The sequence below is a fragment of the Rhodoferax sp. GW822-FHT04A08 genome (genome assembly GCF_058801025.1).
In genome coordinates this window covers 1-25,833 of sequence record NZ_JBXAMW010000017.1, presented here as the reverse complement: position 1 = coordinate 25,833, position 25,833 = coordinate 1, and the positions used below count along the sequence as shown (strand labels likewise).

37 protein-coding genes are annotated in these 25,833 nt (G+C 58.2%); 8 read left to right on the top strand and 29 right to left on the bottom strand.

What is annotated here, in order from left to right; all coding sequences use genetic code 11:
- Position 1: 1 nt before the first annotated feature.
- From AC1RMF_RS22680 to AC1RMF_RS22630, 11 genes are all read right to left on the bottom strand, one after another.
- Complete coding sequence (locus AC1RMF_RS22680; protein WP_493144605.1) at positions 2 to 994, bottom strand: YheT family hydrolase; 993 nt, start codon at positions 992 to 994, stop codon at positions 2 to 4.
- A gap of 5 nt (positions 995 to 999) precedes the next feature.
- Positions 1,000 to 1,458 carry a YybH family protein gene (locus AC1RMF_RS22675; protein ID WP_342619579.1) on the bottom strand — a complete coding sequence of 153 codons (459 nt, stop codon included), beginning with the start codon at positions 1,456 to 1,458 and terminating at the stop codon, positions 1,000 to 1,002.
- Between the two features lie 87 nt (positions 1,459 to 1,545).
- Positions 1,546 to 1,962, bottom strand: coding sequence for a F0F1 ATP synthase subunit epsilon (locus tag AC1RMF_RS22670; protein WP_342619580.1), 417 nt, complete (start codon positions 1,960 to 1,962; stop codon positions 1,546 to 1,548).
- Entirely contained in the window at positions 1,963 to 3,381 is a 1,419-nt protein-coding gene (gene atpD / locus AC1RMF_RS22665) for a F0F1 ATP synthase subunit beta (protein ID WP_342619581.1), read from the bottom strand.
- Between the two features lie 52 nt (positions 3,382 to 3,433).
- Positions 3,434 to 4,312, bottom strand: coding sequence for a F0F1 ATP synthase subunit gamma (gene atpG / locus AC1RMF_RS22660; protein ID WP_342619582.1), 879 nt, complete (start codon positions 4,310 to 4,312; stop codon positions 3,434 to 3,436).
- A 29-nt stretch (positions 4,313 to 4,341) separates the two neighbouring features.
- Complete coding sequence (gene atpA, locus AC1RMF_RS22655) at positions 4,342 to 5,895, bottom strand: F0F1 ATP synthase subunit alpha (RefSeq protein WP_342619583.1); 1,554 nt, start codon at positions 5,893 to 5,895, stop codon at positions 4,342 to 4,344.
- Positions 5,896 to 5,944: 49 nt separating this feature from the next.
- A complete protein-coding gene (locus AC1RMF_RS22650) occupies positions 5,945 to 6,475 on the bottom strand; it encodes a F0F1 ATP synthase subunit delta (protein WP_493144489.1) in 531 nt (176 codons plus the stop codon).
- A gap of 9 nt (positions 6,476 to 6,484) precedes the next feature.
- Positions 6,485 to 6,955: a F0F1 ATP synthase subunit B gene (locus tag AC1RMF_RS22645; protein ID WP_342619585.1), complete on the bottom strand. Its 471-nt coding sequence runs from the start codon at positions 6,953 to 6,955 to the stop codon at positions 6,485 to 6,487.
- Positions 6,956 to 6,990: 35 nt separating this feature from the next.
- Positions 6,991 to 7,239, bottom strand: a complete 249-nt coding sequence (atpE, locus tag AC1RMF_RS22640; protein ID WP_011827793.1) for a F0F1 ATP synthase subunit C — start codon at positions 7,237 to 7,239, stop codon at positions 6,991 to 6,993.
- 60 nt (positions 7,240 to 7,299) lie between these two features.
- On the bottom strand, positions 7,300 to 8,190 hold the full coding sequence (gene atpB, locus AC1RMF_RS22635; protein ID WP_493144486.1) for a F0F1 ATP synthase subunit A: 891 nt from the start codon (positions 8,188 to 8,190) through the stop codon (positions 7,300 to 7,302).
- A 38-nt stretch (positions 8,191 to 8,228) separates the two neighbouring features.
- Entirely contained in the window at positions 8,229 to 8,702 is a 474-nt protein-coding gene (locus AC1RMF_RS22630; protein ID WP_493144485.1) for an ATP synthase subunit I, read from the bottom strand.
- Positions 8,703 to 8,859: 157 nt separating this feature from the next.
- On the opposite strand from AC1RMF_RS22630, the gene AC1RMF_RS22625 reads away from it, so the two are divergent.
- From AC1RMF_RS22625 to lipA, 3 genes are read left to right on the top strand one after another with little or no spacing between them, the layout of a single operon-like run.
- Positions 8,860 to 9,162 (top strand): HP0495 family protein, encoded by a 303-nt coding sequence (locus tag AC1RMF_RS22625; RefSeq protein WP_493144484.1) that lies wholly within the window; start codon positions 8,860 to 8,862, stop codon positions 9,160 to 9,162.
- A gap of 10 nt (positions 9,163 to 9,172) precedes the next feature.
- Positions 9,173 to 9,862, top strand: a complete 690-nt coding sequence (gene lipB, locus AC1RMF_RS22620) for a lipoyl(octanoyl) transferase LipB (RefSeq protein ID WP_493144483.1) — start codon at positions 9,173 to 9,175, stop codon at positions 9,860 to 9,862.
- Positions 9,863 to 9,885: 23 nt separating this feature from the next.
- Positions 9,886 to 10,881, top strand: coding sequence for a lipoyl synthase (gene lipA, locus AC1RMF_RS22615; RefSeq protein ID WP_342619590.1), 996 nt, complete (start codon positions 9,886 to 9,888; stop codon positions 10,879 to 10,881).
- 22 nt (positions 10,882 to 10,903) lie between these two features.
- Here the strand turns inward: lipA and AC1RMF_RS22610 are convergent, their stop codons facing one another.
- A complete protein-coding gene (locus tag AC1RMF_RS22610; RefSeq protein WP_493144482.1) occupies positions 10,904 to 12,007 on the bottom strand; it encodes a rhomboid family intramembrane serine protease in 1,104 nt (367 codons plus the stop codon).
- A 105-nt stretch (positions 12,008 to 12,112) separates the two neighbouring features.
- On the opposite strand from AC1RMF_RS22610, the gene aroQ reads away from it, so the two are divergent.
- The 4 genes from aroQ to AC1RMF_RS22590 all read left to right on the top strand — a co-directional run bounded on the left by aroQ (position 12,113) and on the right by AC1RMF_RS22590 (position 15,245).
- Entirely contained in the window at positions 12,113 to 12,559 is a 447-nt protein-coding gene (gene aroQ / locus AC1RMF_RS22605) for a type II 3-dehydroquinate dehydratase (protein WP_342619592.1), read from the top strand.
- A 10-nt stretch (positions 12,560 to 12,569) separates the two neighbouring features.
- Positions 12,570 to 13,619, top strand: a complete 1,050-nt coding sequence (gene mgrA, locus AC1RMF_RS22600; protein WP_493144480.1) for an L-glyceraldehyde 3-phosphate reductase — start codon at positions 12,570 to 12,572, stop codon at positions 13,617 to 13,619.
- A 3-nt stretch (positions 13,620 to 13,622) separates the two neighbouring features.
- Positions 13,623 to 14,312 (top strand): helix-turn-helix domain-containing protein, encoded by a 690-nt coding sequence (locus AC1RMF_RS22595; protein ID WP_493144479.1) that lies wholly within the window; start codon positions 13,623 to 13,625, stop codon positions 14,310 to 14,312.
- Positions 14,313 to 14,375: 63 nt separating this feature from the next.
- Positions 14,376 to 15,245, top strand: a complete 870-nt coding sequence (locus AC1RMF_RS22590) for a DMT family transporter (protein ID WP_493144478.1) — start codon at positions 14,376 to 14,378, stop codon at positions 15,243 to 15,245.
- A 57-nt stretch (positions 15,246 to 15,302) separates the two neighbouring features.
- On the opposite strand, the gene ptsP is transcribed toward AC1RMF_RS22590, so the two are convergent.
- The 5 genes from ptsP to AC1RMF_RS22565 form a co-directional block, all read right to left on the bottom strand.
- On the bottom strand, positions 15,303 to 17,081 hold the full coding sequence (ptsP, locus tag AC1RMF_RS22585) for a phosphoenolpyruvate--protein phosphotransferase (protein ID WP_342619596.1): 1,779 nt from the start codon (positions 17,079 to 17,081) through the stop codon (positions 15,303 to 15,305).
- Positions 17,082 to 17,127: 46 nt separating this feature from the next.
- A complete protein-coding gene (locus tag AC1RMF_RS22580) occupies positions 17,128 to 17,397 on the bottom strand; it encodes an HPr family phosphocarrier protein (RefSeq protein WP_342619597.1) in 270 nt (89 codons plus the stop codon).
- On the bottom strand, positions 17,366 to 17,812 hold the full coding sequence (locus tag AC1RMF_RS22575) for a PTS sugar transporter subunit IIA (RefSeq protein WP_342619598.1): 447 nt from the start codon (positions 17,810 to 17,812) through the stop codon (positions 17,366 to 17,368). Before AC1RMF_RS22575 ends, AC1RMF_RS22580 begins: the two co-directional genes overlap by 32 nt.
- Positions 17,813 to 17,894: 82 nt before the next feature.
- Complete coding sequence (locus AC1RMF_RS22570) at positions 17,895 to 18,374, bottom strand: hypothetical protein (RefSeq protein WP_493144476.1); 480 nt, start codon at positions 18,372 to 18,374, stop codon at positions 17,895 to 17,897.
- Positions 18,375 to 18,409: 35 nt separating this feature from the next.
- A complete protein-coding gene (locus tag AC1RMF_RS22565) occupies positions 18,410 to 19,114 on the bottom strand; it encodes a DUF4197 domain-containing protein (RefSeq protein WP_493144475.1) in 705 nt (234 codons plus the stop codon).
- Positions 19,115 to 19,222: 108 nt separating this feature from the next.
- Here AC1RMF_RS22565 and AC1RMF_RS22560 point away from each other — a divergent pair, with 108 nt between their 5' ends.
- On the top strand, positions 19,223 to 19,744 hold the full coding sequence (locus AC1RMF_RS22560) for a GNAT family N-acetyltransferase (RefSeq protein WP_342619601.1): 522 nt from the start codon (positions 19,223 to 19,225) through the stop codon (positions 19,742 to 19,744).
- Between the two features lie 39 nt (positions 19,745 to 19,783).
- On the opposite strand, the gene AC1RMF_RS22555 is transcribed toward AC1RMF_RS22560, so the two are convergent.
- The 12 genes from AC1RMF_RS22555 to rpsJ form a co-directional block, all read right to left on the bottom strand.
- Positions 19,784 to 20,290: a peroxiredoxin gene (locus AC1RMF_RS22555; protein ID WP_493144473.1), complete on the bottom strand. Its 507-nt coding sequence runs from the start codon at positions 20,288 to 20,290 to the stop codon at positions 19,784 to 19,786.
- 86 nt (positions 20,291 to 20,376) lie between these two features.
- A complete protein-coding gene (gene rpsQ, locus AC1RMF_RS22550; RefSeq protein ID WP_105261715.1) occupies positions 20,377 to 20,646 on the bottom strand; it encodes a 30S ribosomal protein S17 in 270 nt (89 codons plus the stop codon).
- A 10-nt stretch (positions 20,647 to 20,656) separates the two neighbouring features.
- Positions 20,657 to 20,866 carry a 50S ribosomal protein L29 gene (rpmC, locus tag AC1RMF_RS22545; RefSeq protein ID WP_342619603.1) on the bottom strand — a complete coding sequence of 70 codons (210 nt, stop codon included), beginning with the start codon at positions 20,864 to 20,866 and terminating at the stop codon, positions 20,657 to 20,659.
- 16 nt (positions 20,867 to 20,882) lie between these two features.
- The gene (gene rplP / locus AC1RMF_RS22540) at positions 20,883 to 21,299 is read right to left on the bottom strand and encodes a 50S ribosomal protein L16 (RefSeq protein ID WP_029708121.1); all 417 of its coding nucleotides are present in this window, start codon (positions 21,297 to 21,299) and stop codon (positions 20,883 to 20,885) included.
- Positions 21,300 to 21,301: 2 nt separating this feature from the next.
- Positions 21,302 to 22,195 (bottom strand): 30S ribosomal protein S3, encoded by an 894-nt coding sequence (gene rpsC, locus AC1RMF_RS22535; RefSeq protein WP_493144470.1) that lies wholly within the window; start codon positions 22,193 to 22,195, stop codon positions 21,302 to 21,304.
- Between the two features lie 16 nt (positions 22,196 to 22,211).
- Positions 22,212 to 22,541 carry a 50S ribosomal protein L22 gene (rplV, locus tag AC1RMF_RS22530; protein WP_075585605.1) on the bottom strand — a complete coding sequence of 110 codons (330 nt, stop codon included), beginning with the start codon at positions 22,539 to 22,541 and terminating at the stop codon, positions 22,212 to 22,214.
- Positions 22,542 to 22,551: 10 nt separating this feature from the next.
- Complete coding sequence (rpsS, locus tag AC1RMF_RS22525) at positions 22,552 to 22,830, bottom strand: 30S ribosomal protein S19 (protein WP_087495489.1); 279 nt, start codon at positions 22,828 to 22,830, stop codon at positions 22,552 to 22,554.
- A 12-nt stretch (positions 22,831 to 22,842) separates the two neighbouring features.
- A complete protein-coding gene (gene rplB, locus AC1RMF_RS22520; protein WP_342619605.1) occupies positions 22,843 to 23,667 on the bottom strand; it encodes a 50S ribosomal protein L2 in 825 nt (274 codons plus the stop codon).
- A gap of 2 nt (positions 23,668 to 23,669) precedes the next feature.
- Positions 23,670 to 23,996 carry a 50S ribosomal protein L23 gene (gene rplW, locus AC1RMF_RS22515; protein WP_342619606.1) on the bottom strand — a complete coding sequence of 109 codons (327 nt, stop codon included), beginning with the start codon at positions 23,994 to 23,996 and terminating at the stop codon, positions 23,670 to 23,672.
- A complete protein-coding gene (rplD, locus tag AC1RMF_RS22510) occupies positions 23,993 to 24,613 on the bottom strand; it encodes a 50S ribosomal protein L4 (protein WP_342619607.1) in 621 nt (206 codons plus the stop codon). Before rplD ends, rplW begins: the two co-directional genes overlap by 4 nt.
- Positions 24,613 to 25,287, bottom strand: coding sequence for a 50S ribosomal protein L3 (rplC, locus tag AC1RMF_RS22505; RefSeq protein WP_342619608.1), 675 nt, complete (start codon positions 25,285 to 25,287; stop codon positions 24,613 to 24,615). Before rplC ends, rplD begins: the two co-directional genes overlap by 1 nt.
- 185 nt (positions 25,288 to 25,472) lie before the next feature.
- Positions 25,473 to 25,787 (bottom strand): 30S ribosomal protein S10, encoded by a 315-nt coding sequence (rpsJ, locus tag AC1RMF_RS22500; RefSeq protein WP_068674876.1) that lies wholly within the window; start codon positions 25,785 to 25,787, stop codon positions 25,473 to 25,475.
- Between the last annotated feature and the right edge of the window lie 46 nt (positions 25,788 to 25,833).

Sequence of the window (25,833 nt, the reverse complement as noted above, 5' to 3'; positions counted from 1 at the left end):
TTTACGCAATATGTTGTTGTAGCCACTGTCCGACAGCGCTTGGCAGACAGTGCAGACTTCCCGGGGGCCTCCCGGTGGAGAAGCCCACGTGGCCTCCGCGACGTGGCTGCCACAAGGTGACATTGGCGCCCACATCCTGCCGGACCGGCAGGCTCCATGCAGGTACAAACGGGTCATTGTGCGCGTGGACGATCAGTGTGGGGAGCAGCAGTGCTTGCAGCCGGGGTTTGGATGACGCTCTGCTCCAATAGTCCTGCGTATCCTTAAAGCCGTGCAGCGGCGCGGTGAACACATTGTCAAAGTCATACAAATTGCGCGAAGACAGCAGCGCTTCCTGGCTGAACAGCCCTGGGTGTTGACGCAGTTTGAGCAAGGCCTTTGGTTTCATCGTATTCAGAAACATCGGCGTATAGGTGAACTTGTTGAAACCTTGTCCCAGCGCCATACCACTGGCCGTGAGGTCGGTTGGTGCGCACACCGCGCACACTGCATGCACCGTTTCCTCTGCTGTACGTCCGGATTCCTGTGCCCAGCGCAACAGCGCATTGCCGCCCAAGGACACGCCGACCGCCACGATGGGCCCACGGTATTGGGTCTTCAGACGTCGCAGTATCCAGTCGACTTCTTCATGGTCACCCGAGTGGTAGGCCCGTGGCGCGAGATTGATTTCACCACTACATCCTCTAAAGTGCGGCACCACATAATTCCAGCCTTGTTGTCGTGAAAACTGAGCAAAGGCACGGGCGTAGTGGCTTTGGGAATTGCCTTCGAGTCCGTGGAACAGCACAAGCAAGGGGTTCCTTGGCATTGGTGGACCCGGCTCGCCCTGGTGAGCATCTAGCCAGTCTACGTCGATGAAATCCTGGTCTGGAGTGGTCCACCGAGTGCGCCTGTAGCTCTCATGGGCTTCGGCGAAGCGTCGACTATGAAGCGCTGGCCATATGGTTTGCAAGTGCCCGCCGGGCAGCCACACAGGCGCGGTGTAGGCGAACAAATCGTTCAATGCAGTACTTTGGGTTGGGACACGTCTTCTTGCATTTGTGACTCTGTACCTGGACTGGCGTGATGAACAACCAGACGCCAGCCTTGTGCGGTCTTGATATACACATTGGTAGCCAGTACATAGGCCTGAACCGGCCCTCGCTGCGTGACCACTTCCACGCGCTCGCTGACGTGGTGTATCGCGCACGCTACTGCGTGAACATGACGCACATTGGTTACATCGAGCTGGAGGGTGCCTCCGTTGGAGAACATCTCTTCGAACGCTGCGCGAATGCTGGCAGCACCCAGGAGGCGCGCACCTCCCGGATGAATACACACGATGTCGTCCTCATCTGCCCAGCATGACATGACTTTGTCGGCGTCGCCCTCACGCAGACCCTCGTAAAAAGTGGCCTCCACCTCGTCCGGCGTTCCACCCACCGCCGCAGCCTGCAATTTGGATTTTGTTCTTGCCATGCTGGCAATTTTCCCTCATGTGCGAGGAATGCGCAGCACAAAAAACAAAACCGCCCAAAAGGCGGTCTTGCTTGGTGGCACATCTAATTACCGCTTCTGACGGTACTTGCGCAGCGCTGCAATCTGGGCCACCATGACTGCGAGTTCGGAAGTCGCCTTGGCTAGGTCAATCTCGCTCTTGGCGTTCTTGATGGCCTCTTCGGCGGCGGCCTTGGCGGCATTGGCCTTCTCGTCATCCAGATCTTTGCCACGAATGGCGGTATCGGACAACACAGTCACGCAGTTGGGTTGCACTTCCAGAATGCCGCCGGCAACGAAGACGAACTCTTCGGAGCCATCGGCCTTTTCAATGCGCACCGAGCCAGGCTTGATGCGCGTGATCAGCGGAGTGTGGCGGGGATAGATCCCCAACTCGCCAGCTTCACCGGGCAGCGCTACAAAGCGCGCTTCACCGGAGAAGATGGACTCTTCTGCACTGACCACATCAACGTGGATGGTGTTCATTTAGGCAACCTTTTTGGCTTTTTCGAACGCTTCGTCAATGGTACCGACCATGTAGAACGCTTGTTCCGGCAGGTGATCGCATTCGCCAGCCACAATCATCTTGAAGCCGCGGATGGTTTCAGCCAGGGTTACGTACTTGCCGGGGGAACCGGTAAACACTTCAGCCACGTGGAAAGGCTGGCTCAGGAAACGCTGGATCTTACGGGCACGGGCCACGGTCAGTTTGTCTTCGGGAGCGAGTTCGTCCATACCCAGAATCGCGATGATGTCACGCAATTCCTTGTAGCGCTGCAGCGTACCTTGCACGGCGCGGGCCGTGTTGTAGTGGTCTTCACCCACGACATTGGGGTCGAGCTGACGGCTGGTGGAGTCCAGCGGGTCCACAGCGGGGTAGATACCCAGGGAAGCGATGTCACGGGACAGCACAACGGTGGAGTCCAAGTGAGCAAACGTGGTCGCAGGAGACGGGTCGGTCAAGTCATCGGCAGGCACGTAAACGGCCTGGATGGAAGTGATGGAGCCCACCTTGGTAGAGGTAATACGCTCTTGCAGACGGCCCATTTCTTCGGCCAGCGTAGGCTGGTAACCCACGGCGGAAGGCATACGACCCAGCAGAGCGGACACTTCGGTACCGGCCAGCGTGTAACGGTAGATGTTGTCCACGAAGAACAGCACGTCACGGCCTTCGTCACGGAACGACTCCGCGATGGTCAGACCGGTCAGAGCCACGCGCAGACGGTTGCCCGGGGGTTCATTCATCTGGCCGTACACCATGGCCACTTTGGATTTGGGCAGGTCTTCCAGGTTCACAACGCCGGAATCGGCCATTTCGTGATAGAAGTCGTTACCTTCACGGGTACGTTCACCCACACCGGCGAACACGGACAGGCCGCTGTGCGCCTTGGCGATGTTGTTGATCAGTTCCATCATGTTCACGGTCTTGCCCACACCGGCACCACCGAACAGACCCACCTTACCGCCCTTGGCGAAGGGGCATACCAAGTCAATCACCTTGATGCCGGTTTCCAGCAGTTCCTGAGAAGGGCTCAGCTCGTCATAAGTAGGAGCCTTGCGGTGAATGGACATGTGCAGATCTGCATTCACAGGACCGCGCTCGTCGATGGGCGCACCCAGCACGTCCATGATGCGACCCAGGGTAGCTTGACCCACGGGAACGGAGATCGGTTTTTCCGTGTTGGAAACGATCATGCCGCGACGCAGACCGTCGGAAGAACCCAGAGCAATGGTACGGACAATGCCGTCGCCCAGCTGCTGCTGCACTTCCAGCGTCAGGGTGGAACCTTCCATCTTCAGCGCGTCATAAATGCCGGGCATCTTGTCACGGGGAAACTCAACGTCCACCACCGCGCCAATACACTGAACAATTTTTCCCTGAACTGGGGAGTTAGCTTGAGCCATTGTTTGCTCCAAAAATTAAATCTATAACTACTTGTACAACGAATGCTGCGACTTACACCGCGGCAGCACCCGCAACGATTTCGGACAACTCTTTGGTAATCGCGGCCTGGCGGGTCTTGTTGTAGACCAACTTGAGTTCCCCGATCACGCTACCTGCATTGTCGGTAGCAGCCTTCATGGCCACCATCCGTGCAGACTGCTCGGATGCCATGTTCTCTGCAACCGCCTGATACACCAGTGCTTCCACATAGCGAGTCAGCAAGTCATCGATCACCGACTGTGCGTCCGGCTCGTAGATGTAGTCCCAACCGTGCTGCGTACCGCTGGCGGCAGCCTGCGCGTCCATTTCAGCAGCCGAGAGGGGCAGCAGTTGCTGAACCACCGGCTCCTGCTTCATGGTGTTGATGAACTTGGTGTAGCAAAGATACACAGCCTTCAACTCACCCTTGGTGTACGCATCCAGCAATACCTTGACCGGGCCAATCAACTTGTCCAGGTGAGGGGTATCACCCAACTGGGTCGCATGCGAGACCACTTTGGCGCCAACACGGTTCAGGAAACCCAGACCCTTGTTGCCAATGGCCACGGCCTGTGCAGATTCACCCGCACCTTGCATTTCACGCAATTTGCCAGTGACCACGCGCAGCACATTGGTGTTCATGCCGCCGCACAGACCCTTGTCGGTGGTGACGACGATGAAGCCGGATGTCTTCGCATCGTTGGCACGCATGAAGGCATGCGTGTACTCGGGATTGGCCTTGCCCAGATTGCTCGCAATGTTGCGGATCTTTTCGCTGTATGGACGGGCAGCGCGCATCCGGTCCTGCGCCTTGCGCATTTTGGATGCGGCCACCATTTCCATGGCTTTGGTGATCTTCTTGGTGTTTTCCACCGATTTGATCTTGCCGCGTATTTCCTTACCTGCTGCCATTGATGGCTCCTTGGATCGTCAGGGCGGAATTAAGCAAAAGTCTTCTTGAAGGCTGTGATGGCAGCGTTCAATTCAGCTTCAGCGTCTTTATCCATTGCCTTGTCAGCTTCCAGCTTGGCCAGCAAAGCGGCATGCTTGTCCTTGAGATAAGCGTGCAGGCCGTGCTCGAAGGACAGAACCTTCTTGACTTCGATATCGTCCATGAAGCCCTTGTTCACTGCGAACAATGTTGCGCCCATCAGGCTGATGGTCAGCGGGCTGTACTGGGCTTGCTTGAGCAACTCGGTCACACGGGCACCACGGTCCAGCTGCTTGCGGGTGGCTTCGTCCAGGTCGGAGGCGAACTGCGCGAACGCAGCCAGCTCACGGTACTGGGCCAAGTCGGTACGGATACCACCAGACAGGTTCTTCACCAGCTTGGTCTGGGCAGCACCACCCACGCGGGACACCGAGATACCGGCGTTGATAGCGGGACGGATACCTGCATTGAACAGCGAGGTTTCCAGGAAGATCTGACCGTCGGTAATGGAAATCACGTTGGTCGGAACGAAGGCAGACACGTCACCGGCTTGGGTTTCAATGATTGGCAGAGCGGTCAAAGAACCGGTCTTGCCTTTCACGGCACCCTTGGTGAAGGCTTCGACGTAGTCGGCATTCACGCGAGCTGCACGCTCCAGCAGGCGGCTGTGCAGATAGAACACGTCGCCGGGGTAGGCTTCACGGCCTGGAGGACGGCGCAGCAGCAGGGAAACCTGGCGGTAAGCCACGGCTTGCTTGGACAGATCGTCATAGACGATCAGTGCGTCTTCACCGCGATCGCGGAAGTACTCGCCCATGGTGCAGCCAGAGTAGGCAGACACGTATTGCATGGCGGCGGACTCGGAAGCGGTAGCTGCCACAACGATGGTGTATTCCATGGCGCCGGCTTGTTCCAGAGCGCGCACCACGTTCTTGACAGAAGACGCCTTCTGGCCGATCGCAACGTACACGCAGGTCATGTTCTGACCCTTCTGGTTGATGATGGCGTCAATGGCCACGGCAGTCTTGCCGGTCTGACGGTCACCAATGATCAGCTCGCGCTGACCGCGGCCGACGGGAACCATGGAGTCGATGGACTTCAGGCCGGTCTGCATGGGCTGGCTGACGGACTCACGGGCGATCACGCCAGGAGCCACTTTTTCGATCACGTCAGTCAGCTTGGCATTGATGGGGCCCTTGCCGTCGATAGGCTGACCCAGCGCATTGACCACACGGCCTTTGAGCTCGGGACCCACGGGCACTTCCAGAATGCGGCCCGTGCACTTGACGGTATCGCCTTCGGAGATGTGTTCGTATTCACCCAGAATAACGGAGCCAACAGAGTCACGCTCCAGGTTCAGCGCCAAACCGTAGGTGGGCAGGCCATCGCTACCGGCGGGGAACTCAAGCATTTCGCCCTGCATCACGTCAGACAGACCGTGGATGCGGCAGATACCGTCGGTCACCGACACCACGGTGCCCTGATTGCGAATGTCGGCGCTGGCGGACAGACCTTCAATACGGCTCTTGATCAGTTCAGAGATTTCTGCGGGATTGAGTTGCATGACTCTTTCCTTCTTTCTTTAGTTAGGGCTGCAGACTGCGGCAAACGCCTCAGGCTGACAGTGCCACTTTCATTTGTTCCAGACGCGCCTTGACAGATGTATCAAGAACCTCGTCACCCACCACGACACGAATGCCGCCGATCAGTTCAGGCTGCAGTTCCACAGACACATTGAGCTTGCGGCCGAAACGCTTTTCCAGCGTTGCTGCCACATCAGCCAATGCCGCCTGATCAATCGGGAAAGCGCTGAAAACCACAGCGTCAGAAGATCCGCTCTGGGCGTTTTTCAACGCCCGGAACTGTGCAGCAATTTCAGGCAGAACACTCAGGCGACCGTTCTCGATCACAGTGCGCAGGAAGTTCTTGGCCTGATCGCCCAGGGCCGACTTGGCCACACCCGCGATCACATCAAAGACTTGTGCAGAGGTCACCTTGGGACTGTCGGCGAATTGCAGCAACTGTTCGTTGCTGGCAATTGCAGCCAACTCTTCAACCCAGGTGCTTACCGCAGCCAGATCACCTGCAGAAGCCTTGTACAGCGCTTCGGCATAGGGCCTTGCAATAGTGGCGAGTTCAGCCATGGTGTCCTCTTACAGCTCGGTCTTCAAACGGCCCAGCAAATCCGCATGCACGCCAGCATTGACTTCCTTGCGGAGAATCTGCTCGGCGCCCTTGACAGCCAGCGCAGCAACCTGCTCACGCAGTGCTTCACGGGCCTTGACGGTTTGCTGTTCAGCTTCAACCTTGGCGGCAGCAACGATCTTGTTGCCTTCTTCGGTTGCTTTGGCCTTGGCTTCTTCAACGATGGCTTGCGCGCGGCGTTCCGCGTCAGCCAGACGGCTTGCAGTCTCGTTGCGGGACTTGGCCAGCTCGTCTTCCACACGCTTGTTGGCGCTGGTCAACTCGGCTTTGGCCTTGTCCGCAGCGGCCAAGCCGTCTGCGATTTTCTGCGCACGTTCATCGAGTGCTTTCGCTATCGGTGGCCACACGAGTTTCATCGTGAACATCACCAATATGAAAAACACCACCATCTGTGCGAAGAATGTTGCGTTAATACTCACAACAACACCTCTCTAAGTTAGGAAGGCGAAAGGGCTTACTTCAGCACGAAGGGGTTGGCGAATGCGAACATCATGGCGATACCAACGCCAATCAGGAATGCAGCGTCGATCAGACCAGCCAGCAAGAACATCTTGGTTTGCAGTTCATTCATCAGCTCGGGCTGACGTGCTGCAGACTCAAGGTACTTGCTACCCATGATGCCGATACCAATACAAGCACCGATAGCACCCAGACCAATGATCAGACCAGCAGCCAGCGCGACAAAACCAAGAACGTGTTCCATTTAAGAGCTCCTATGGATTTAAGTTAACGAGAAAACAAAAAAGTGAAAAGACCGACAAACTCAGTGGTGGTCGTGGGCCTGCCCCACATACACCAAGGTCAACATCATGAAAATGAAGGCCTGCAAAGCAACAATCAGAATGTGAAAGATTGCCCAACCGGTACCTGCAACCACATGACCCAACCACAAGGCGATGCCTGTAGCCGACCCGAAACCAACCGCACCCATGAGTGCGATCAACATGAACACCAGCTCGCCAGCGTACATATTTCCGAACAACCGCATGCCGTGTGAAACGGTCTTGGCGGTGAATTCAATCAGTTGCATGCTGAGATTCAGCACACCCAGAATCAGAGCAAAAACGGGGTTCTTGCTGGTACCGAACGGTGCTGTCACCAGTTCGTGCGCCCAGCCACCAGCACCCTTGATCTTGACGTTGTAGTACAGACAGACCAGCAAGACGGAGCAGGACATACCCAACGTAGTCGAGAGATCCGCCGTAGGCACTACACGCATGTAGGCGTGGTGAATATCACCACCTGCGGCGCCATAAATCTCTTCCCAGATCAGCGGGATCAGGTCCACAGGCAAGAAGTCCATGGAGTTCATCAAAAACACCCACATGAACACGGTCAAAGCCAGAGGGCCCACGAATTTGCGCGACTCGGCATTGTGAATAATGCCCTTGGCCTGGGTATCCACCATTTCCAGGAGGATTTCCACGGCGGCCTGCATGCGGCCAGGAACACCGGCCGTGACGCTACGCGCCACACGCCACATCACAAACATACCCACCACGCCCAACAGGACAGACCAAAAAATGGAGTCCATATTGAAAACGGAGAAATCAACCACACCTGCTTGATGCGCTGTGCGCAAGTGCGTCAGGTGGTGGCCAATGTACTCGCCGGCCGTGAGGCCATGTTCCACAACGTTTTCTTCAGCAGCCATCAGTTACTCGTATCAGTTACTTTTGCCGTTAAGCGTTTTTAAATTTGCACTGCCTTTGGTTTTCGCTTGAAACCCAAAGCTAGCCAGTACACCTTCATCGTGACAATCAAACCTACCAGCATTGCCGGCCAGCTCAACCCCGCCACCATCAGGTGGGCCGCAAACAAGATGCCCACCGTCACCAAAATCTTGACCAGCTCCCAGACAAAAAAGCTCAGCACAGCGGAACCCGCATTGACCGAAGCAAATTGCCCAGTAACTCCTCTTGCAAACAGCGCCGCCGGAACGACTACCGCCAGCGCGCCACAAGCCGCAGACCAACCAACGACCGATCTACCCGTCACACCCCAAGCCGCCAGAGCCACCAGGACTCCAACCACCACTTGTCCCGCAACAACCCACCATGGAGAAATTGCCGGATTTTGTTCGCGAAGCGCTTTTGCTTGTGCCGCAGTCAGCGGAGTGAAGTCAGAAACTTCTTCCACATCTGAATCTGGCGGGATTGTGACCATGTCAAATTACGCCCAGGTTACAGACTGACTGCAGATTTATGCACAGCCTGCGATTATACGTAGAAACCCAGACCCTCATTACACGCCCTTTACAAAAAAGCGCCACCGCGCAGTAGCGCCCGCGCACTGCATAATTTGCCCCTACTACAACCACACCATGTCTACACCTGACTCGCCCACACCCCAAGCAGGCAGTTCCCGCGCTGAGTCGCTGATCGAATACCCCTGCAAGTTTCCAATCAAGGTCATGGGCAACAAGGTGGACGGGCTGGTACATGCCATCACCAGCATCACCCGAGAATTCGACCCCGCATTTGACGCCAGCACCATCGAACTGCGCGAAAGCAAGGGTGGCAAATACCTGGGCGTTACCGTCACGGTGAACGCCACCAGTCGCGAGCAACTCGACGAGCTCTACCGCACGCTCAGCACCCACCCCATGGTCAAGGTTGTGCTGTAAGGGCTGGCGCATGCAGATTAGTCAACTGGGACGCGTAGAGTACCTGCCAACGTACTCCGCCATGCAGGCATTCACGGAACAGCGTTATGCCAATGGGGCCACGGAAGACCAGCTTTGGATTTGCGAGCACCCTCCCGTATACACGCAAGGCCTGGCCGGCAAACCAGAGCACATCTACAACCCGGGCGACATTCCGGTTGTCCAGACGAATCGCGGCGGGCAGGTCACCTACCACGGCCCGGGTCAGGTCATGGGCTACCCCCTGATGGACCTCAAACGCGCCGGCTACTTCGTCAAGGAATATGTATTCCGCATCGAAGAAGCCGTCATTCGAACCCTGCTGTACTTTGGTGTGACCGGCCACCGGGTGGCCGGCGCGCCGGGTATTTACGTTCGCTTGGATGACCCTGCTGGCCACGCGCCTTTGGCCAATCGCCCCAGCAAGGACAAGACGGGTTCGGACCCGGATTTCACCGGACTTGGCAAGATATCGGCACTGGGCATCAAGGTCAGTCGCAATTGCACCTACCACGGCGTCGCATTGAATGTCGCCATGGACTTGGAGCCGTTTCACCGCATCAACCCTTGTGGTTATGTGGCCCTGCAAACCGTGGACCTTTCTACAATCGGCTTTCAGGTCAGCTGGCAGGATGCCGCTGATGTACTGAGCCACAAGCTCGCAACCTACCTGGCGCCCTGAGGTGCCATCACTTCGCCCACACCATGAGCCAAAACGACAGCACCCCCACCGTACGGGAAGCACAGAGCACAGCGGAATACAACCCGTCTGCCAAACAGAAGGCTGCCGCCAAACTGTCACGCATTCCGGTCAAGGTACAGGCTGGCGAAGTGCTCAAGAAACCTGAATGGATTCGCGTCAAGGCGGGTTCCCCCTCCACCCGCTTTTATGAAATCAAGGACGTCTTGCGCGCCAACAAGCTGGTAACCGTGTGCGAGGAAGCCAGCTGCCCCAACATTGGTGAATGCTTTGGCAAGGGCACGGCCACCTTCATGATCATGGGCGACAAGTGCACACGCCGCTGCCCGTTCTGCGACGTGGGCCACGGTCGCCCGGATCCGCTGGATGTGAATGAGCCCGACAACCTAGCCAAGACCATCGCCCAACTGAAGCTGAGCTACGTGGTCATCACCAGCGTGGATCGCGATGACTTGCGAGACGGTGGTGCAGGCCACTTTGTGGAATGCATACGCAAGACACGCGAGCTGTCACCCACCACCCAGATCGAGGTGCTGGTCCCCGACTTCCGGGGGCGCGACGACCGCGCCTTGGAAATCCTGAAAGCCGCCCCACCGGATGTGATGAACCACAACCTGGAAACCATTCCACGCCTGTACAAGGAAGCGCGCCCCGGATCGGACTACCAGTTCTCACTCAATCTGCTGAAGAAATTCAAGGCCTTGTTTCCAGACGTTCCCACCAAGAGCGGCTTGATGGTGGGCCTGGGCGAAACCGACGAAGAGATTCTGGAAGTCATGCGCGACATGCGTGCGCACAACATCGAGATGCTCACCATAGGCCAGTACCTCGCCCCGTCGACCAGCCACTTGCCGGTGCGCCGCTATGTGCATCCGGATACGTTCAAGATGTTCGAGGCCGAAGCCTACAAGATGGGATTCAAGCACGCAGCCGTCGGTGCGATGGTGCGATCAAGCTACCACGCTGATCAGCAAGCGCATTCCGCCGCCCAGGCGAGCTAGCCAACAGCAGCGCCTTTGGCCATCAAGGATTGCCAGAAGTCATTGGCGCCTTGCGCTGGGGCACCAAAGCGTGTCCCGCGCCACGACTCCGCAGTTCCTGTGCCGCTTGCAGAGCGGCTTCCTTCCTGGTCACTGCATAGGCCTGTAGCTTCAGCAGTGTGAGCCGGGAGGGCACGGCGGGGCTCGCCTGCACCGCCGCCAGCTCGTTGAAGCTGTGTTCATAGGAGGCAGCCACTTCACTGTGCAATGCATCTGCAAGCTGATCGAATGACATTCCCCGGCGGTCTGCCAGCAGCGCACTCCAGCGCGCGGAAATAGCCTGGTCCTCACGCATGAAGCGCTGAATGGCCGCACGGGTTTCCAGCTCTTCCTCATAGCGGTATGGCGGTGGAGAAATTCCAGCCAACAGCGTAGCGATCACCGCGAGCGCCAACGCAGCCATCCACCGCCGTGAGGGCCCCGCATATCCGCCATCCGGCAAACCCAAGGGCCGCCGCAGCAAGCCGCCCAGCAAGCCCCCTGCCAGCAAGCCACCGCCATGCGCCGCGTTGTCGATCCCGGGAAGAAAGAATCCCAGCAGCAGCATCAACGCAGAAAACACCAGCGCACCCACGAACAGCCAGCGAAATTCGAAGGGGTCAATACTGCGTCGCTCGCGCCACAGAAACACCAGCAAAGCGCCGTATAGGCCAAAGATGGCACCGGAAGCGCCACCGGAAACACGCGGCTGCCCATGCATCGCCAACGACACCAGGTTGCCTACAACCCCGGCCCCCAGATACAGGACCACAAAGCGCCATCGACCCAGCACGCGCTCCATCAGTCGACCCACGTCCCAAAGCGCCCACATATTGACCACGATATGGATCAGGCTGAAGTGCACAAAGACAGCGCTCAGCAAGCGCCACCACTCGCCGCTTTGGGTGGCAGGGCCGAAGTTCGCACCCCACTGCATGGGAACGCCGGGTGTCATATGCCACAGCGCCCGACCAGACCAAGCCATCACAAGAAACAACAGCACATTGCAGACGATCAGCATGGTGATCACCGGGACCTGACGCACGGGGCTACGCATCCACTCATGCAGGCTGAGCGTTGCGGGTACGGAAGGATCGCGAGGTGTCATGGAGGCATTCAGGAGCTGTACCGGAGCATTATCGGGAATACCGGCCTGCCCCCAGGTAAACGGCGAAGCAGCCGATAATCACCATCCTCAATCAGGAGCGTGCACATGAAAGTACTGGTACTCAACGGCGTCAACCTCAACATGTTCGGCAAGCGCGACCCTGCGCAATACGGCACGGTCACACTCGAAGAAATCAACTTGCGCCTGGCCGAACTGGGCCAGGAACTGGGGGTTTCTGTGGAGTGCTACCAGACCAACATCGAAGGTGAAATGTGTCAGCGCATTCACCAGGCATTCCACGACAAGGTGGATGCGGTACTGATCAATGCGGGTGCCTGGACCCACTACAGCTACGGCATACGGGATGCGCTGGCCATCCTCACCTGCCCCATTGTGGAAGTGCATATGTCCAACATCCACGCGCGCGAAGCATTCCGCCATGTGTCGGTCTTCTCCGAAATCGTGCGCGGGCAGATCTGCGGCTTCGGCGCAGAAAGTTATCTGCTGGGGCTGCGCGCTGGCGTGGCTGCGGCCAAGACCGCAAAGAAATAGGAAAGCGCATATGCCCTACCAAGCCAATCCCGAGCGATACGACGGCCGCATGCCTTACCGCAACTGCGGCAAGAGCGGGCTCAAACTCCCGTCCATCACACTGGGCCTGTGGCACAACTTTGGCGATGCCACCCCCATAGAGACGCAGCGTCAGATGCTGCGCACAGCATTTGACCTGGGCATCACGCATTTCGATCTGGCCAACAACTACGGCCCACCGTTCGGCAGCTCGGAAACCAATTTTGGCGAGCACATGCGCAGGGACTTCAAACCTTACCGGGATGAGCTGCTGATCTCCACCAAGGCGGGCTGGGAAATGTGGCCCGGCCCCTACGGACAAGGTGGTGGCTCCCGCAAATATGTGCTGGCCAGTCTGGACCAGAGCCTGCAGCGCATGGGCCTGGACTATGTGGACATTTTCTATTCGCACCGCTTCGACCCCGACACACCCCTGGAGGAAACCATGGGTGCCCTGGCCAGTGCCGTACAGCAAGGCAAGGCACTTTATGTCGGCATCAGCAGCTACTCGTCCGGCAAGACGCGCGAGGCTGCGGCCATCCTGAAAAGCATGGGCGTTCCCATGCTGATTCACCAGCCCTCCTACAACATGCTCAACCGCTGGATTGAAGAAGATCTGCTGGATGCGCTCGAAGATACCGGCATGGGTTGCATCGCATTCAGTGCATTGGCCCAAGGCCTGTTGACCAACAAGTACCTGCACGGCGTACCCGAAGACGCACGGGTCAATCGCCCGGGGGGAGGCTCCTTTACCGCCGACTACCTGAGCGAGACCAACCTGCGCCACGTGCGCGCCCTGCATGCGATTGCCCTGGCACGCGGCCAGTCTCTGGCGCAAATGGCCGTGGCCTGGGTGCTGCGCGATGCGCGCGTGACCTCGGCCCTGATCGGCGCCAGCAAGCCCGAGCAGATCGTGGATCTGGCAGGAGCCATGCGCAAGATGGAGTTCTCCGCGGAGGAACTTGCGGCTATTGACGTCCATGCCGTGGAAGGCGGCATCAACCTCTGGAAGAAGCCTTCCACCGACCAACGCCCCAGTTGAACCATGCACAGCGCACACGGCTCACTCTCCCTGCGCCAGTACGGCAACTCGCCGGGCAGCCATGCGCACGCCCACTTTCAGGTGTTGCTTGGCGTGGAAGGCACGCTGGAGATTGAGGTGCAGGGCAAGGGGCGGCGCATTGTGCCGGGTGATGGGTGTGTCATCGCACCGTGGGAGCGGCACGACTTCGAGGCGCGCCGCATGGCCCGTTGCCTCGTGCTGGATACCGAGGAATCGGGGTGGGCTGCATGTGCTGGCAACCCCGCGCAGCCGGCGGCGGCTCGCGCGCTGGCGCAATATCTCCGCCAAGCACTGGAGCAGCCGCAGAGCCTGGCCTGGCACTATGGCCCCATGCTCTTGCTTGACTGCTGGCGTGCGCCTGGCGCACCCGTTGCACGCAGTCGCCGTGCCATTGACTGGACCGCGCTTGGGAAGTGGTGTCAGGAGCATATGCACCAGCCTCTGACGGTTGCGGAACTGGCAGAACAGGTGTGCCTCAGCCCCACCCAGTTTGCTGCGCGCTGCCGCCAGGAGGCCGGCATCAGTGCCATGCAGTGGCTGCGTGGTTTGCGTCTTGCCCGCGCGCGGGTGCTGCGCGCGCAAGGGCTGCCAGCCGCCGTGGTCGCGGCGCGCTGTGGCTACCAATCTGCCTCTGCCTTGGGCGCGGCACTGCGTCAGCACTTGGATCATTGAAACCGTCGTTGTGCGCTAGTTGGCCGTCGTTACGCGCGCTTGCAGGGCCCTAAGCTACAACGCATGCAAGCCAACCTCTATGCCATTGCCGCCATTGCTCTGTGGGCGTCGCTTGCCGCACTCGGTGTGGCGCTGCGACACGTGCCGCCCTTCTTGCTGACCGGCATCACGCTCATGGTCGGCAGCGTACTGGCCTGGCCCATGGTGGCACGTCAGCCAACGTTGTGGAGGATTGCGCCGTCCTCTTTGGTTCTGGGCGTATTCACTTTGTTCGGCTTCCACTTCCTGTTATTCATCGCGCTGCGACTGGCACCGGCGGTTGAGGTCAATCTGGTGAACTACCTGTGGCCGCTGTTCATCGTCATTCTGTCGCCGCTGTACCTGCCACACATCCGGTTGCGCGCGGTGCATGTCATAGCCGCCCTGATCGGCTTTGCGGGTGCGGCCATTGCCATTCTCGGCAGCCGCCGTGCCGAAGCCCAGTCTGTAAGTCCTGGCTGGGGCGCTGCGCTGGGTTACGGGCTGGCACTTTGCTCGGGCCTGATCTGGGCCAACTATTCTCTGCAAACCGTCCGACGCACCGCCCTGGGTCAAGGCATTCCCACGGCGACCATTGGTCTGTTCGGTTTGCTATCAGGTCTGCTTTCGCTTCTCTGCCATGTTGTGCTGGAGCCGCCAGTGTCACTGAGCCTTACGGACTGGACGCAGTTGGCCGTCTTGGGACTGGGGCCGCTGGGCGGCGCGTTCTATCTGTGGGACGCAGCACTCAAGCGCGGGGATGCGCGGCATATCGGCTTGCTGTCTTTCCTCACTCCGCTGCTGTCCACCCTGACCTTGCTGGCTGTGCGTGCGCAGATGCCCAGCACTTCGGTGATTCTGGCTGCCATCATGATTGTTGGCGCGGCCGTCTTGGGAACGCGCTCAGCCAAGTAGCACACGCTGACGAACTCTTGGACGTGCACGCCTGGGAACGCGTGCAGGCGTGACCCGTTATGCAGATGCGAGGGCTTTGGCAGGGTCTTCCGCGGTGCGCACCTTGTGCGCCCAGTTGACCAGTTTGCTGGCGTCTGCGCGCAGAATTTCCTGCTTGACTGCAAGAATTTGCGCCGGATGCATGGAGAAGCTGCGCAGGCCCATTCCCAGCAACAAACGGGTCATGGCCGTGTCACCTGCCATCTCGCCGCAGACGCTGACTTCCTTGCCTTGGGCACGGCATTCGGCAATGGTGTCGGCCACCAGTTGCAGAACCGCCGGGTGCAGTGGGTCATACAGATGGGCAACCGATTCGTCTGCCCGGTCAATCGCCAATGTGTACTGGATCAGATCGTTGGTACCTATGGACAGGAAATCAAAGTACTTGAGAAACAGCTTCAGGCTCAGGGCCGCAGCCGGTATTTCGATCATGGCACCCAACTTGACTGGACCATAGGCAATACCCTTGTTGTCCAGCAAAGCCCGTGCATGGTCAATGTGCGCCAGCGTCTGGCGGATCTCGCGCGCATGCGCCAGCATGGGCACCAGCAACTGGACAGGGCCATGTGCTGCTGCCCGCAAGATGGCCCGCAGTTGCGTCAGGAACATCGCCGGGTCAGCCAGACTCCAGCGAATGGCACGCAGACCCAGCGCGGGATTGAGGTGGGCGTCATCCCGGATGGAGTCGTCCAGCGGCTTGTCTGCGCCCACGTCCACCGTGCGGATGGTGACCGGCAAGCCGCGCATGCCCTCCACTGCGCGTTTGTAGGCTTGGTATTGCTCCTCCTCATCGGGCAGCTTGCCCTGACGCCCCATGAACAGAAACTCGCTGCGAAACAGCCCCACGCCCAGGGCGCCGGACTTGAGCGCCTGCTCAGCATCGTCCGGCATTTCGATATTGGCCAGCAGCTGCACCTTTTCTCCGTCCATCGTGACAGCTGGCGTATGCAACAGGCGCTGCAAGCGACCCCGCTCCAGCTCGCCCTGGCGCTGCTTGAAGCCGTATTCAGCCAGGATGATGGGGGACGGATCCACAATGACCACGCCCGAATCCCCATCGATGATGACCCAGTCGTCCTGGCGCACCAGTTGGCTGCAGGTGCGCGCACCGACTACCGCTGGAATGTCCATGCTGCGTGCGACGATGGCGGTGTGCGAGGTGCGCCCTCCCACATCCGTGATGAATCCGGCGAACACGCTTTGCTTGAACTGCAACATGTCGGCGGGCGACAGGTCATGTGCCACCAGTACCAGAGGCACATCCACTGTGTCGTCCAGCAGCAGGTCTTGCTGGGATTGCTTACGCGCCGGTCGGTGGCCATGCGGCACCTGAATAGGTGAGGATGCGCCCTTCATGGCGCGCAGCACACGCTCCACAATTTGCTCCAGATCTGCCTTGCGTTCGCGCAGATAGGCGTCTTCCATTTCGTCGAAGTGGCGGGCGATGACCTCCAGTTGCGTGGTCAGGGCCCATTCCGCGTTGTAGAGGCGGTCTGTAATCCAGTGCTTAATGCCACTGATCAGTTCGGCATCCTGCAGCAGCATCAGATGCACGTCCAGCAAGGCACTGAGTTCGTGCGGCGCCTCTTTGGGCCCCATGCGGGTGATGCTTTCCTGCATCCGGTGAATTTCGTCCACCACCGCATCACGTCCCGCACGCACCCTGTCGATTTCAGCCTTTACCTGCGTAGCATCGATGAAATAGTGCGCCACATCCACCCGGCTTGATGCCACCAGGACCGCGCGTCCGATGGCGACACCACGGGATACTGCCAGGCCGTGGATGGAGAAGGTCAAGCAACGCTCCTTTTGCGAGCGAGTGGCTGAGACGCCGTACGCGTCTTCATTCGCCCTCTCCGAACTTTTCGGCAATGAGGGCCAACAGTGCGTCCATGGCTTCCTGCTCCCGCTCACCGTGCGTTTCTATCTGCACTTCGGAACCGATACCGGCTGCCAGCATCATCACGCCCATGATGCTTTTGGCGTTCACGCGGCGCTCGCCTTTGGTCATCCAGACTTCGCAGGGGAAGGAACCGGCAAGCTTGGTGAGCTTCGCCGATGCGCGGGCGTGCAGGCCGAGTTTATTGACTATGGTCGTGGTGCTGTTGATCATTGATTTTTCTCTGCTGATTCTGCGGCGCTGTCACTGCCACCTGCATGATGCTTTGGGTACCTCCGGCCAGCGCGCGTGCCACCAAGACGTCGAGGGGTTCATGGCGGTAGTTGACCGTGCGCAGCAGCATGGGGAGGTTGACTCCTGCCACCAGCTTGGAGCGCACACCGTCCACCACCTTTTGGGCAATGTTGCACGGCGTGGCGCCAAACACATCGGTTAGCACCAGCGTGTTGGGGGTTCCCAACTGGACCAGCATGCGCTGGGCTGTGGCACGTGTGACGTCCGGGGCCTCCTGAGGAGGCACATCCAGGGCCAAGATGCCTTGCCCCAGGTCTGGAAAGACGTGCAGCACCCCCATGCGCAATGCACTCGCCAAAGGAGCGTGGGCGATGATGAGAATGCCTGTGTTCATGGTCTGCCAGTCGTTTGGCGATTATGGCGTCTTTGCACGGCAAATATGCAGCACAAGTGTGATTTGCAATTGATGGTCCGCCTCATTGGAAGCGTATCCCACCGACTATGCCTTCGACCTGCCCGGCCTGCAGACTGGGCGCATACACAGCCACCTGGTAAGCCGATTGGCCTTGCATCATCCATTTGAAGTGGGCCTGCACCGGACTTCCAGCAGGATCTCTACCGCTCACTTGCACGTCGAAGCTGCTGTGCTCGTCACCACTGTTGGCAGTTGGGTGGATGCAGCCCGCCTGCACGCTGGCCAAGCTGGCCTTGCGTAGCCGGATCATGATTGCCTGTGCCCTTATGGCGTCTTCCATCTGGATGCGGCTCACCGTGTAGAGGGCACCGGCGGCTTCGCAGCCAGCCATCTCCAGGTTGACGGTTTCCCCCTCCAGGGTTATTGGGCGTGTTGCGCGGTCTGGCTTGCAAGGCAGCAGCGTCGTGAGTTCGCCCACATGCACTTCGCGCCAGTTCAGACTTGGTGAACATGCCGCCGCGGCGACTGCGATGGTTGCCACAGGGGCCCAATGCATTGAACCCGATGCGATGCGGCTCACTGCAAGGCGCCAAACACTTTGGTCAGAATGGCACTGCCGTATGCGACCGGGTTCTGGCGAATCTTCTTTTCTTCTTCGGAAATCATGAAGAACAGTCCATCCAGGGTTTTCCCCGTGACGTATTTCTGGATGTTGGCGTCTTCCTTTTTCATCAGACCCAGTTCGGATGCCTTGCCTGCCACTTCGTTGTATTTGTCCGCCAATCCCACTTTGGCCGTGGCCTGGGTGACCACAGGAAGGAATCGGTCCGCCAGGGCCGGCCGCGTCTTGCTGGCAAAGAAGTCCGTTACGGCAGTATTGCCGCCGCTCAGGATTCCTTTGGCATCGGTCACGGTCATGTTTTGCACGGCCTTCAGCAACAGATCCTTGGCCATGGGTACCGCGGCTTCGGCGGCACGGTTCATGGAGGTGATCAATTCATCGACCTTCGCACCTTGACCGAATGTACGCAACAACTGCACCGCGTCATTCAGAAAGCCCGGTAACGGAATACGCACTTTGTCATTGCCCAGGAATCCGTCTGGTTTGCCCAGCAGGGCTACGGCAGACAAGGCGCCTTTTTCCAGCGCAGTTTTCAAACCTTTGCTGGCGTCGGCGCCGCTCAGATCGTCCAATGTGAGCGCCCGGGCCCGATCCATGGCCAAGACCAGCCATCCGGCAAGCGTTACGGAAGTAAGGGAATTAAACTGGCGTCTATCCATGAAAATACCTTGGGTGTCATTGAGGAAATCTGTCCAACGCCACATGGTAGCGCGTTGGATTCCAGTTGGCTGCCGCTCCTGGGCAATGCTATAAAGGACGTATGCAATATGGCTAGAGCACGTGGTGAGTCCGGCCTGTGGTCTGACAGCACCGGTATAGGGGTTTCAACCGCCCAAAGCGACAGTCAGCTCGAAGGCATCCGGCTTCTGTTCCGGGAATACGCCAAGGCTTTGGGAGTGGATTTGTGTTTCCAGAATTTTGAACAGGAACTGGCCCAACTTCCCGGCGAATACGCTCCCCCCAGAGGCAGTCTTTTGATCGCAACGGTGGCCGCGGACGACGCCGGGTGCTGCGCGTTACGTGCCCTGGACACCACCGATTACGCCAATGCCTGTGAAATGAAGCGGCTCTATGTGCGCCCCCAGTACCGTGGTCTGGGCTTGGGACGCAAGCTGGTGGAGGCTGTTCTGGATCAGGCACGCCAAGCTGGTTTTTCCTGTGTGCTACTGGACACCTTGGACGAGATGGAGGCGGCACGCGCGCTCTACGACGATCTGGGTTTTGAGGAAATTCCACCCTACTATTTCAACCCGATTGCAGGCGCCCATTACCTGAAGGTTGATCTATAGGGCGCTGCCGGGGACTCCTCCCCGGCATACGCTTCTGCGTTAGGCCTTTGCCTGTGCCAACAAGGTTGCAGCGTCACTCACTTCAAACTTGCCAGGGCCTTCCACATTCAGGGTAACAACTTTGCCATCCTTGACCAGCATGGAGTAGCGGTTGCTGCGCAATCCCAGGCCCTTGCCGGTCAGGTCCAGTGTCAGTCCCGTTGCCTTGGCAAAGGTGGCATCGCCATCGCCCAGCATGCGGACCTTTCCAGCGGTCTTCTGGTCGCGTGCCCAGGCGCCCATCACGAACGCATCATTCACGCTCACACACCAGATTTCATCCACGCCGGCTGCCTTGAAAGCGTCAGCAGACTCCACATAGCCCGGTACATGCTTGGCAGAGCAGGTGGGTGTAAACGCACCGGGCAGGGCAAACAGGGCAATGGTCTTGCCAGCGGTGGCCTTGGCTACATCAACCGCATTGGGGCCAATGCTGCAGCCTTCACCTTCCACTTCCGAGTACTCCATCAATGTGGTTGCGGGAAGTGTGTCGCCTACTTTGATCATGTGAATCTCCTGTTTGTAATTTCCAATGAAAACGGCCCACATTGTGGGCCGTTTATCAGAGTCCTGCAGGGAGGAAGTCTAAAGACTTAAACCGCAGCAGCCTTTTCCACCAAACGGGTCGCAACCCAGTTCTTGGTCTTGGAGATAGGCTTGCTCTCCGTGATTTCGATCACGTCGCCCAACTTGTACTCGCCCTTTTCGTCATGGGCGTGGTACTTGCTGGTTTTCGCAACAATCTTGCCGTAAAGCTCGTGCTTCACACGACGCTCGATCAGCACAGTCACTGTCTTTGAACGCTTGTCGCTGACCACCTTGCCAATCAAGGTGCGCTTGAGGGATTTTTTAGCTTCCGTCATTTATCGCTCCTTATTTGGCGGATTTTTCAGCGCTTTGCTTCTCGACAAGAATAGTCTTGGCGCGAGCAATATCGCGGCGCGCGAGGCGCAGCGTAGCGGTGTTGTTGAGTTGTTGCGTGGCTTTTTGCATACGCAGGCCAAAGTGTGCTTTTTGCAGCGCTTTGACTTCGTCTTTCAGGCCGGCAACGTCTTTTTGGCGCAGTTCAGCAGCTTTCGTCATTTCGATTTCTCCTGAATTACTGACCGATCATGCGGGCCACGAAGGTGGTGCGCAAAGGCAGCTTGGCAGCAGCCAAACGGAACGCTTCACGAGCCAGCTCTTCGGGAACGCCGACGATTTCAAACACGATTTTTCCGGGCTGGATTTCAGCCACGTAGTACTCGGGATTGCCCTTGCCGTTACCCATACGCACTTCAGCAGGCTTCTGGGAGATTGGCTTGTCGGGGAACACGCGAATCCAGATACGGCCACCACGCTTCACGTGACGGGAAATTGCACGACGTGCAGCTTCGATCTGGCGAGCCGTCAGACGGCCGCGGTCAGTACATTTGAGACCGAAGTCACCGAACGCGACCGAGCTTCCGCGGGTTGCGATACCGGTGTTACGGCCTTTTTGCTCTTTGCGGTATTTCCGGCGAGCGGGTTGCAACATGGTTATTCTCCTTTACCGTCAGCTGCTGCAGCTGGCGCGGCGACTTTGCGAACGCGCTTAACGGCGGGTTTGTTATCGGCACCGAGTGCTTCTGCAGGCTTGTCACTGCCGTCTGCAGGAGCGGCATTGCCACCTGCAGGACGACGGGCACCAGCAGCAGGGCGACGGTCACCGGAAGGACGTGCACCACCGCGGTCATCGCGACGGGGGCCACGTGGGCGACGCTCTTCTTCGGCGCGGGGCTCAACGGCGGCCGGCAGATCGTTACGACCCAGCGTGTCACCCTTGTAGACCCAGACCTTGACGCCGATCACACCATAGGTGGTCTTGGCTTCAGAAGTTCCGTAGTCGATGTCAGCGCGCAGGGTGTGCAGTGGCACACGGCCTTCGCGATACCACTCGGTACGAGCGATTTCAATGCCGTTCAGACGACCGGCAGACATGATCTTGATGCCCAGTGCGCCCAAACGTATGGCGTTTTGCATGGCGCGCTTCATGGCACGGCGGAACATGATGCGCTTTTCGAGCTGCTGGGTGATGCTGTCGGCAATCAGCTTGGCATCGATTTCTGGCTTGCGCACTTCTTCGATGTTCACTGCTACCGGCACGCCCAATTGCTTGCCCAGATCGCGCTTGAGGTTTTCGATGTCTTCGCCCTTCTTGCCGATCACCACGCCCGGACGTGCCGAGAAAATGGTGATGCGTGCGTTCTTGGCAGGACGCTCGATCAAGATACGCGAAACGGACGCGTTCTTGAGCTTGGCCTTCAGGTACTCGCGAACCTTGATGTCTTCGGCCAACATGCCGGCGAAATCACGGTTGCTGGCGTACCAACGCGAAGACCAGTTACGGCTGACGCTCAGGCGAAAGCCGGTTGGGTGGATTTTTTGTCCCATATCTTCCTGGCCTCTTTCAGTTACCAACCGTCACGTACACATGGCACGTGGGCTTGCGGATTTGGTTTCCGCGACCTTTGGCGCGGGCCGTGAAGCGACGCAGAGAAGCACCTTGTTCGACGTAGATGGTCTTGACCTTCAATTCGTCGATATCGGCACCGTCATTGTGCTCAGCATTGGCAATCGCAGACTCCAGAACCTTCTTGATGATCACAGCAGCTTTTTTCTGTGTGAATTGCAGGATGTTCAGGGCTTGATCAACTTTTTTGCCACGGATCAGATCCGCGACCAGGCGACCTTTGTCTACCGACAAACGAACGCCACGAAGGGTTGCACGTGTTTCCATGGTCACCTCCTTATTTCTTCTGGACTTTTTTGTCCGCAGGGTGGCCCTTGAAAGTACGGGTGAGTGCGAACTCGCCCAACTTGTGGCCTACCATTTGGTCGGTGATATAGACAGGCACGTGCTGCTTGCCGTTGTGCACGGCAATGGTCAGGCCGATGAACTCGGGCAGGATCATGGAGCGACGCGACCAGGTCTTGATCGGCTTCTTGTCCTTGGTTGCCACGGCCTTTTCGGTCTTGGCAATCAGGTGATGGTCTACAAAGGGACCTTTTTTGAGAGAACGAGTCATTTAACCTTCCCCTTACTTCTTGCGACGCGACACGATCATGACCTGCGTGCGCTTGTTGTTACGGGTACGGTAACCCTTGGTCAGATTACCCCAAGGATCGACTGCATGACGGCCTTCGCCAGTCTTGCCCTCGCCACCGCCATGGGGGTGGTCCACCGGGTTCATCACCACACCGCGAACGGTAGGACGAATACCCATCCAGCGCTTCACACCGGCCTTGCCGAGCTGGCGCAGGCTGTGTTCTTCGTTGGCAACCTGGCCAATGGTGGCGCGGCAGTCAATGTGAATCTTGCGGACTTCACCAGAGCGGACGCGAACCTGGGCGTAGGTGCCTTCACGGGCCAGCAGGGTTGCAGATGTACCCGCAGAGCGGATGATCTGTGCGCCTTTGCCGACTTGCAGTTCCACGCAGTGGATGATCGAACCCACGGGGATGTTACGGATTGGCAGAGTGTTACCAACACGGATCGGGGCTTCCGAACCACTCAGAATGGTAGCGCCCACTTCCAGGCCACGCGGAGCAATGATGTACTTGCGCTCGCCGTCTGCATAGCACACCAGAGCGATGTGCGCGGAACGGTTCGGATCGTACTCAATACGCTCAACCTTGGCAGGAATGCCGTCCTTGTTGCGAACAAAGTCCACCACGCGGTAGTGGTGCTTGTGCCCGCCGCCTTTGTGACGGGTAGTGATGTGGCCGTTGTTGTTACGACCGGCTTGCTGGAATTGTGGCTCCAGCAATGCAGCGTGAGGCGCACCCTTGTACAGGTGGTCACGCGAAATCTTCACCACGCCACGACGGCCTGGGGAAGTAGGTTTGATTTTGATAACAGCCATGATTACGCAGCCTCCCCACCGAGGTTCAGCTCTTGACCGGGTTGCAGGGTCACGTAAGCCTTGCGAACGTTGTCGCGACGACCCACAGACTTGCCGAACCGCTTGGTTTTGCCTTTGGTGTTCACTACGGAGACGCCCTTGACTTCCACCTTGAACATCAACTCCACAGCGGCCTTGATTTCATATTTGGTAGCGTCTTGCAGCACCTTGAAGGTCACGGCATTGCTTTTTTCGGCAACCATGGTGGCCTTTTCGGACACGATGGGAGCGACCAGCACTTGCATCAGACGACCTTCGTCGAATTTGGACAGATTAGGACCGTGGCTCATGCGAACATCTCCTTGAGTTTGTCCATGGCAGCCTTGGTAACCAGCACCTTGCGGTAGTGCACCAAAGACAGGGGGTCAGCGTAACGGGGCTCGACCACCAGCACATTGACCAGATTGCGCGATGCCAGGTACAGGTTTTCGTCGACTTCGTCGGCGATCACCAGCACGGAGTCCAGGTTCATGGCCTTGAACTTGGCGGCCAGCACCTTGGTCTTGGGAGAGTCGACCTTGATCGAGTCCACCACGGCCAGACGGCCTTCGCGGGCGAGTTGCGAGAAGATCGAAGCCATACCAGCGCGGTACATCTTCTTGTTGATCTTCTGGCCGAAGTTTTCGTCGGGCATATTCGGGAAAATACGACCGCCTCCGCGCCACAGAGGCGAGGAAGTCATACCAGCGCGAGCGCGACCGGTTCCCTTTTGCTTGAACGGCTTCTTGGTGGAGTGCTTGACTTGTTCGCGGTCTTTCTGGGCACGGGTGCCTTGACGCGCGTTAGCCTGGAAAGCCACCACGACCTGGTGAACCAGATCTTCGTTGTATTCACGACCAAACACGGTCTCGGGCGCTTCGTATTTCGAAGTGGCCTGGCCTTGGTCATTCAGGAGTTCGAGCTGCATTAGTTCGCTCCTTTCGCGGCTTTAGCTTTCACAGCAGGGCGCACGGTCACAAAACCACCAGCGGATCCAGGGATAGCACCCTTGATCAGCAGCAGTTGACGTGCTTCGTCGATGCGGATGACATCGAGGTTCTGGGTAGTCTTGGTGACGTCGCCCAGGTGACCTGTCATGCGCTTGCCGGGGAACACGCGACCGGGGTCCTGTGCCATACCGATAGAACCGGGCACGTTGTGCGAACGGCTGTTACCGTGCGAGGCGCGCTGCGAGCTCATGTTGTGACGCTTGATGGTACCGGCGTAGCCTTTACCGATGGAAGTGCCTTGCACGTCCACCTTTTGACCCACGGAAAACACGTCCGACACAGGCACTTGCGCACCAGCGGCGTACTTGGCAGCCGTATCAGCGGCTACGCGGAATTCCTGGATGATTTCTCCGGCTTCAACACCCGCCTTGGCGAGGTGACCAGCAACGGGCTTGGTTACGCGCGATGCTTTGCGCGAACCGAACGTTACCTGCAGGGCAACGTAGCCATCGTTCTCTTGGGTTTTGACCTGAGTAACACGGTTGTTGGAAACGTCGACCACCGTAACAGGAACTGCATCCCCGTCGTCGGTGAATAGGCGCATCATGCCAACCTTGCGACCCAGCAACCCTAGGTGATTGCTAAGACTCATTGTTTTCTCCGTAACTTCCACCGTTGCAGCTTCAATTGGTTGCAACGTTTTTGCGTGGAAGACTGTTAATAAAACCCCATTGGAAACCCAATGGAGCCTGCGATTATAGCGCGCTGTGCCCAACTAGGCAAGCGCGCAACAATTCGACTCTTTGTGAATCCGGTTCCCACCGGATCCGGAACTGCTTATTGCAGCTTGATTTCGACGTCCACGCCAGCTGGCAGGTCCAGCTTCATCAGCGCGTCCACTGTCTTGTCTGTGGGATCTACGATATCCATCAGACGTTGGTGGGTACGGATTTCGAACTGATCACGACTTGCCTTGTTCACGTGGGGTGAACGCAGGATGTCGAAACGCTTCATGCGTGTTGGCAGGGGCACGGGGCCCTTGACAATCGCGCCGGTGCGCTTGGCAGTGTCCACAATTTCAGCGGCCGACTGGTCGATGAGCTTGTAATCAAACGCTTTCAGGCGGATGCGGATTTTTTGTTTTGCGGCCATGGTAATTCCTTTGTTAATTGCGAATTACGCGATGATCTTTGCCACC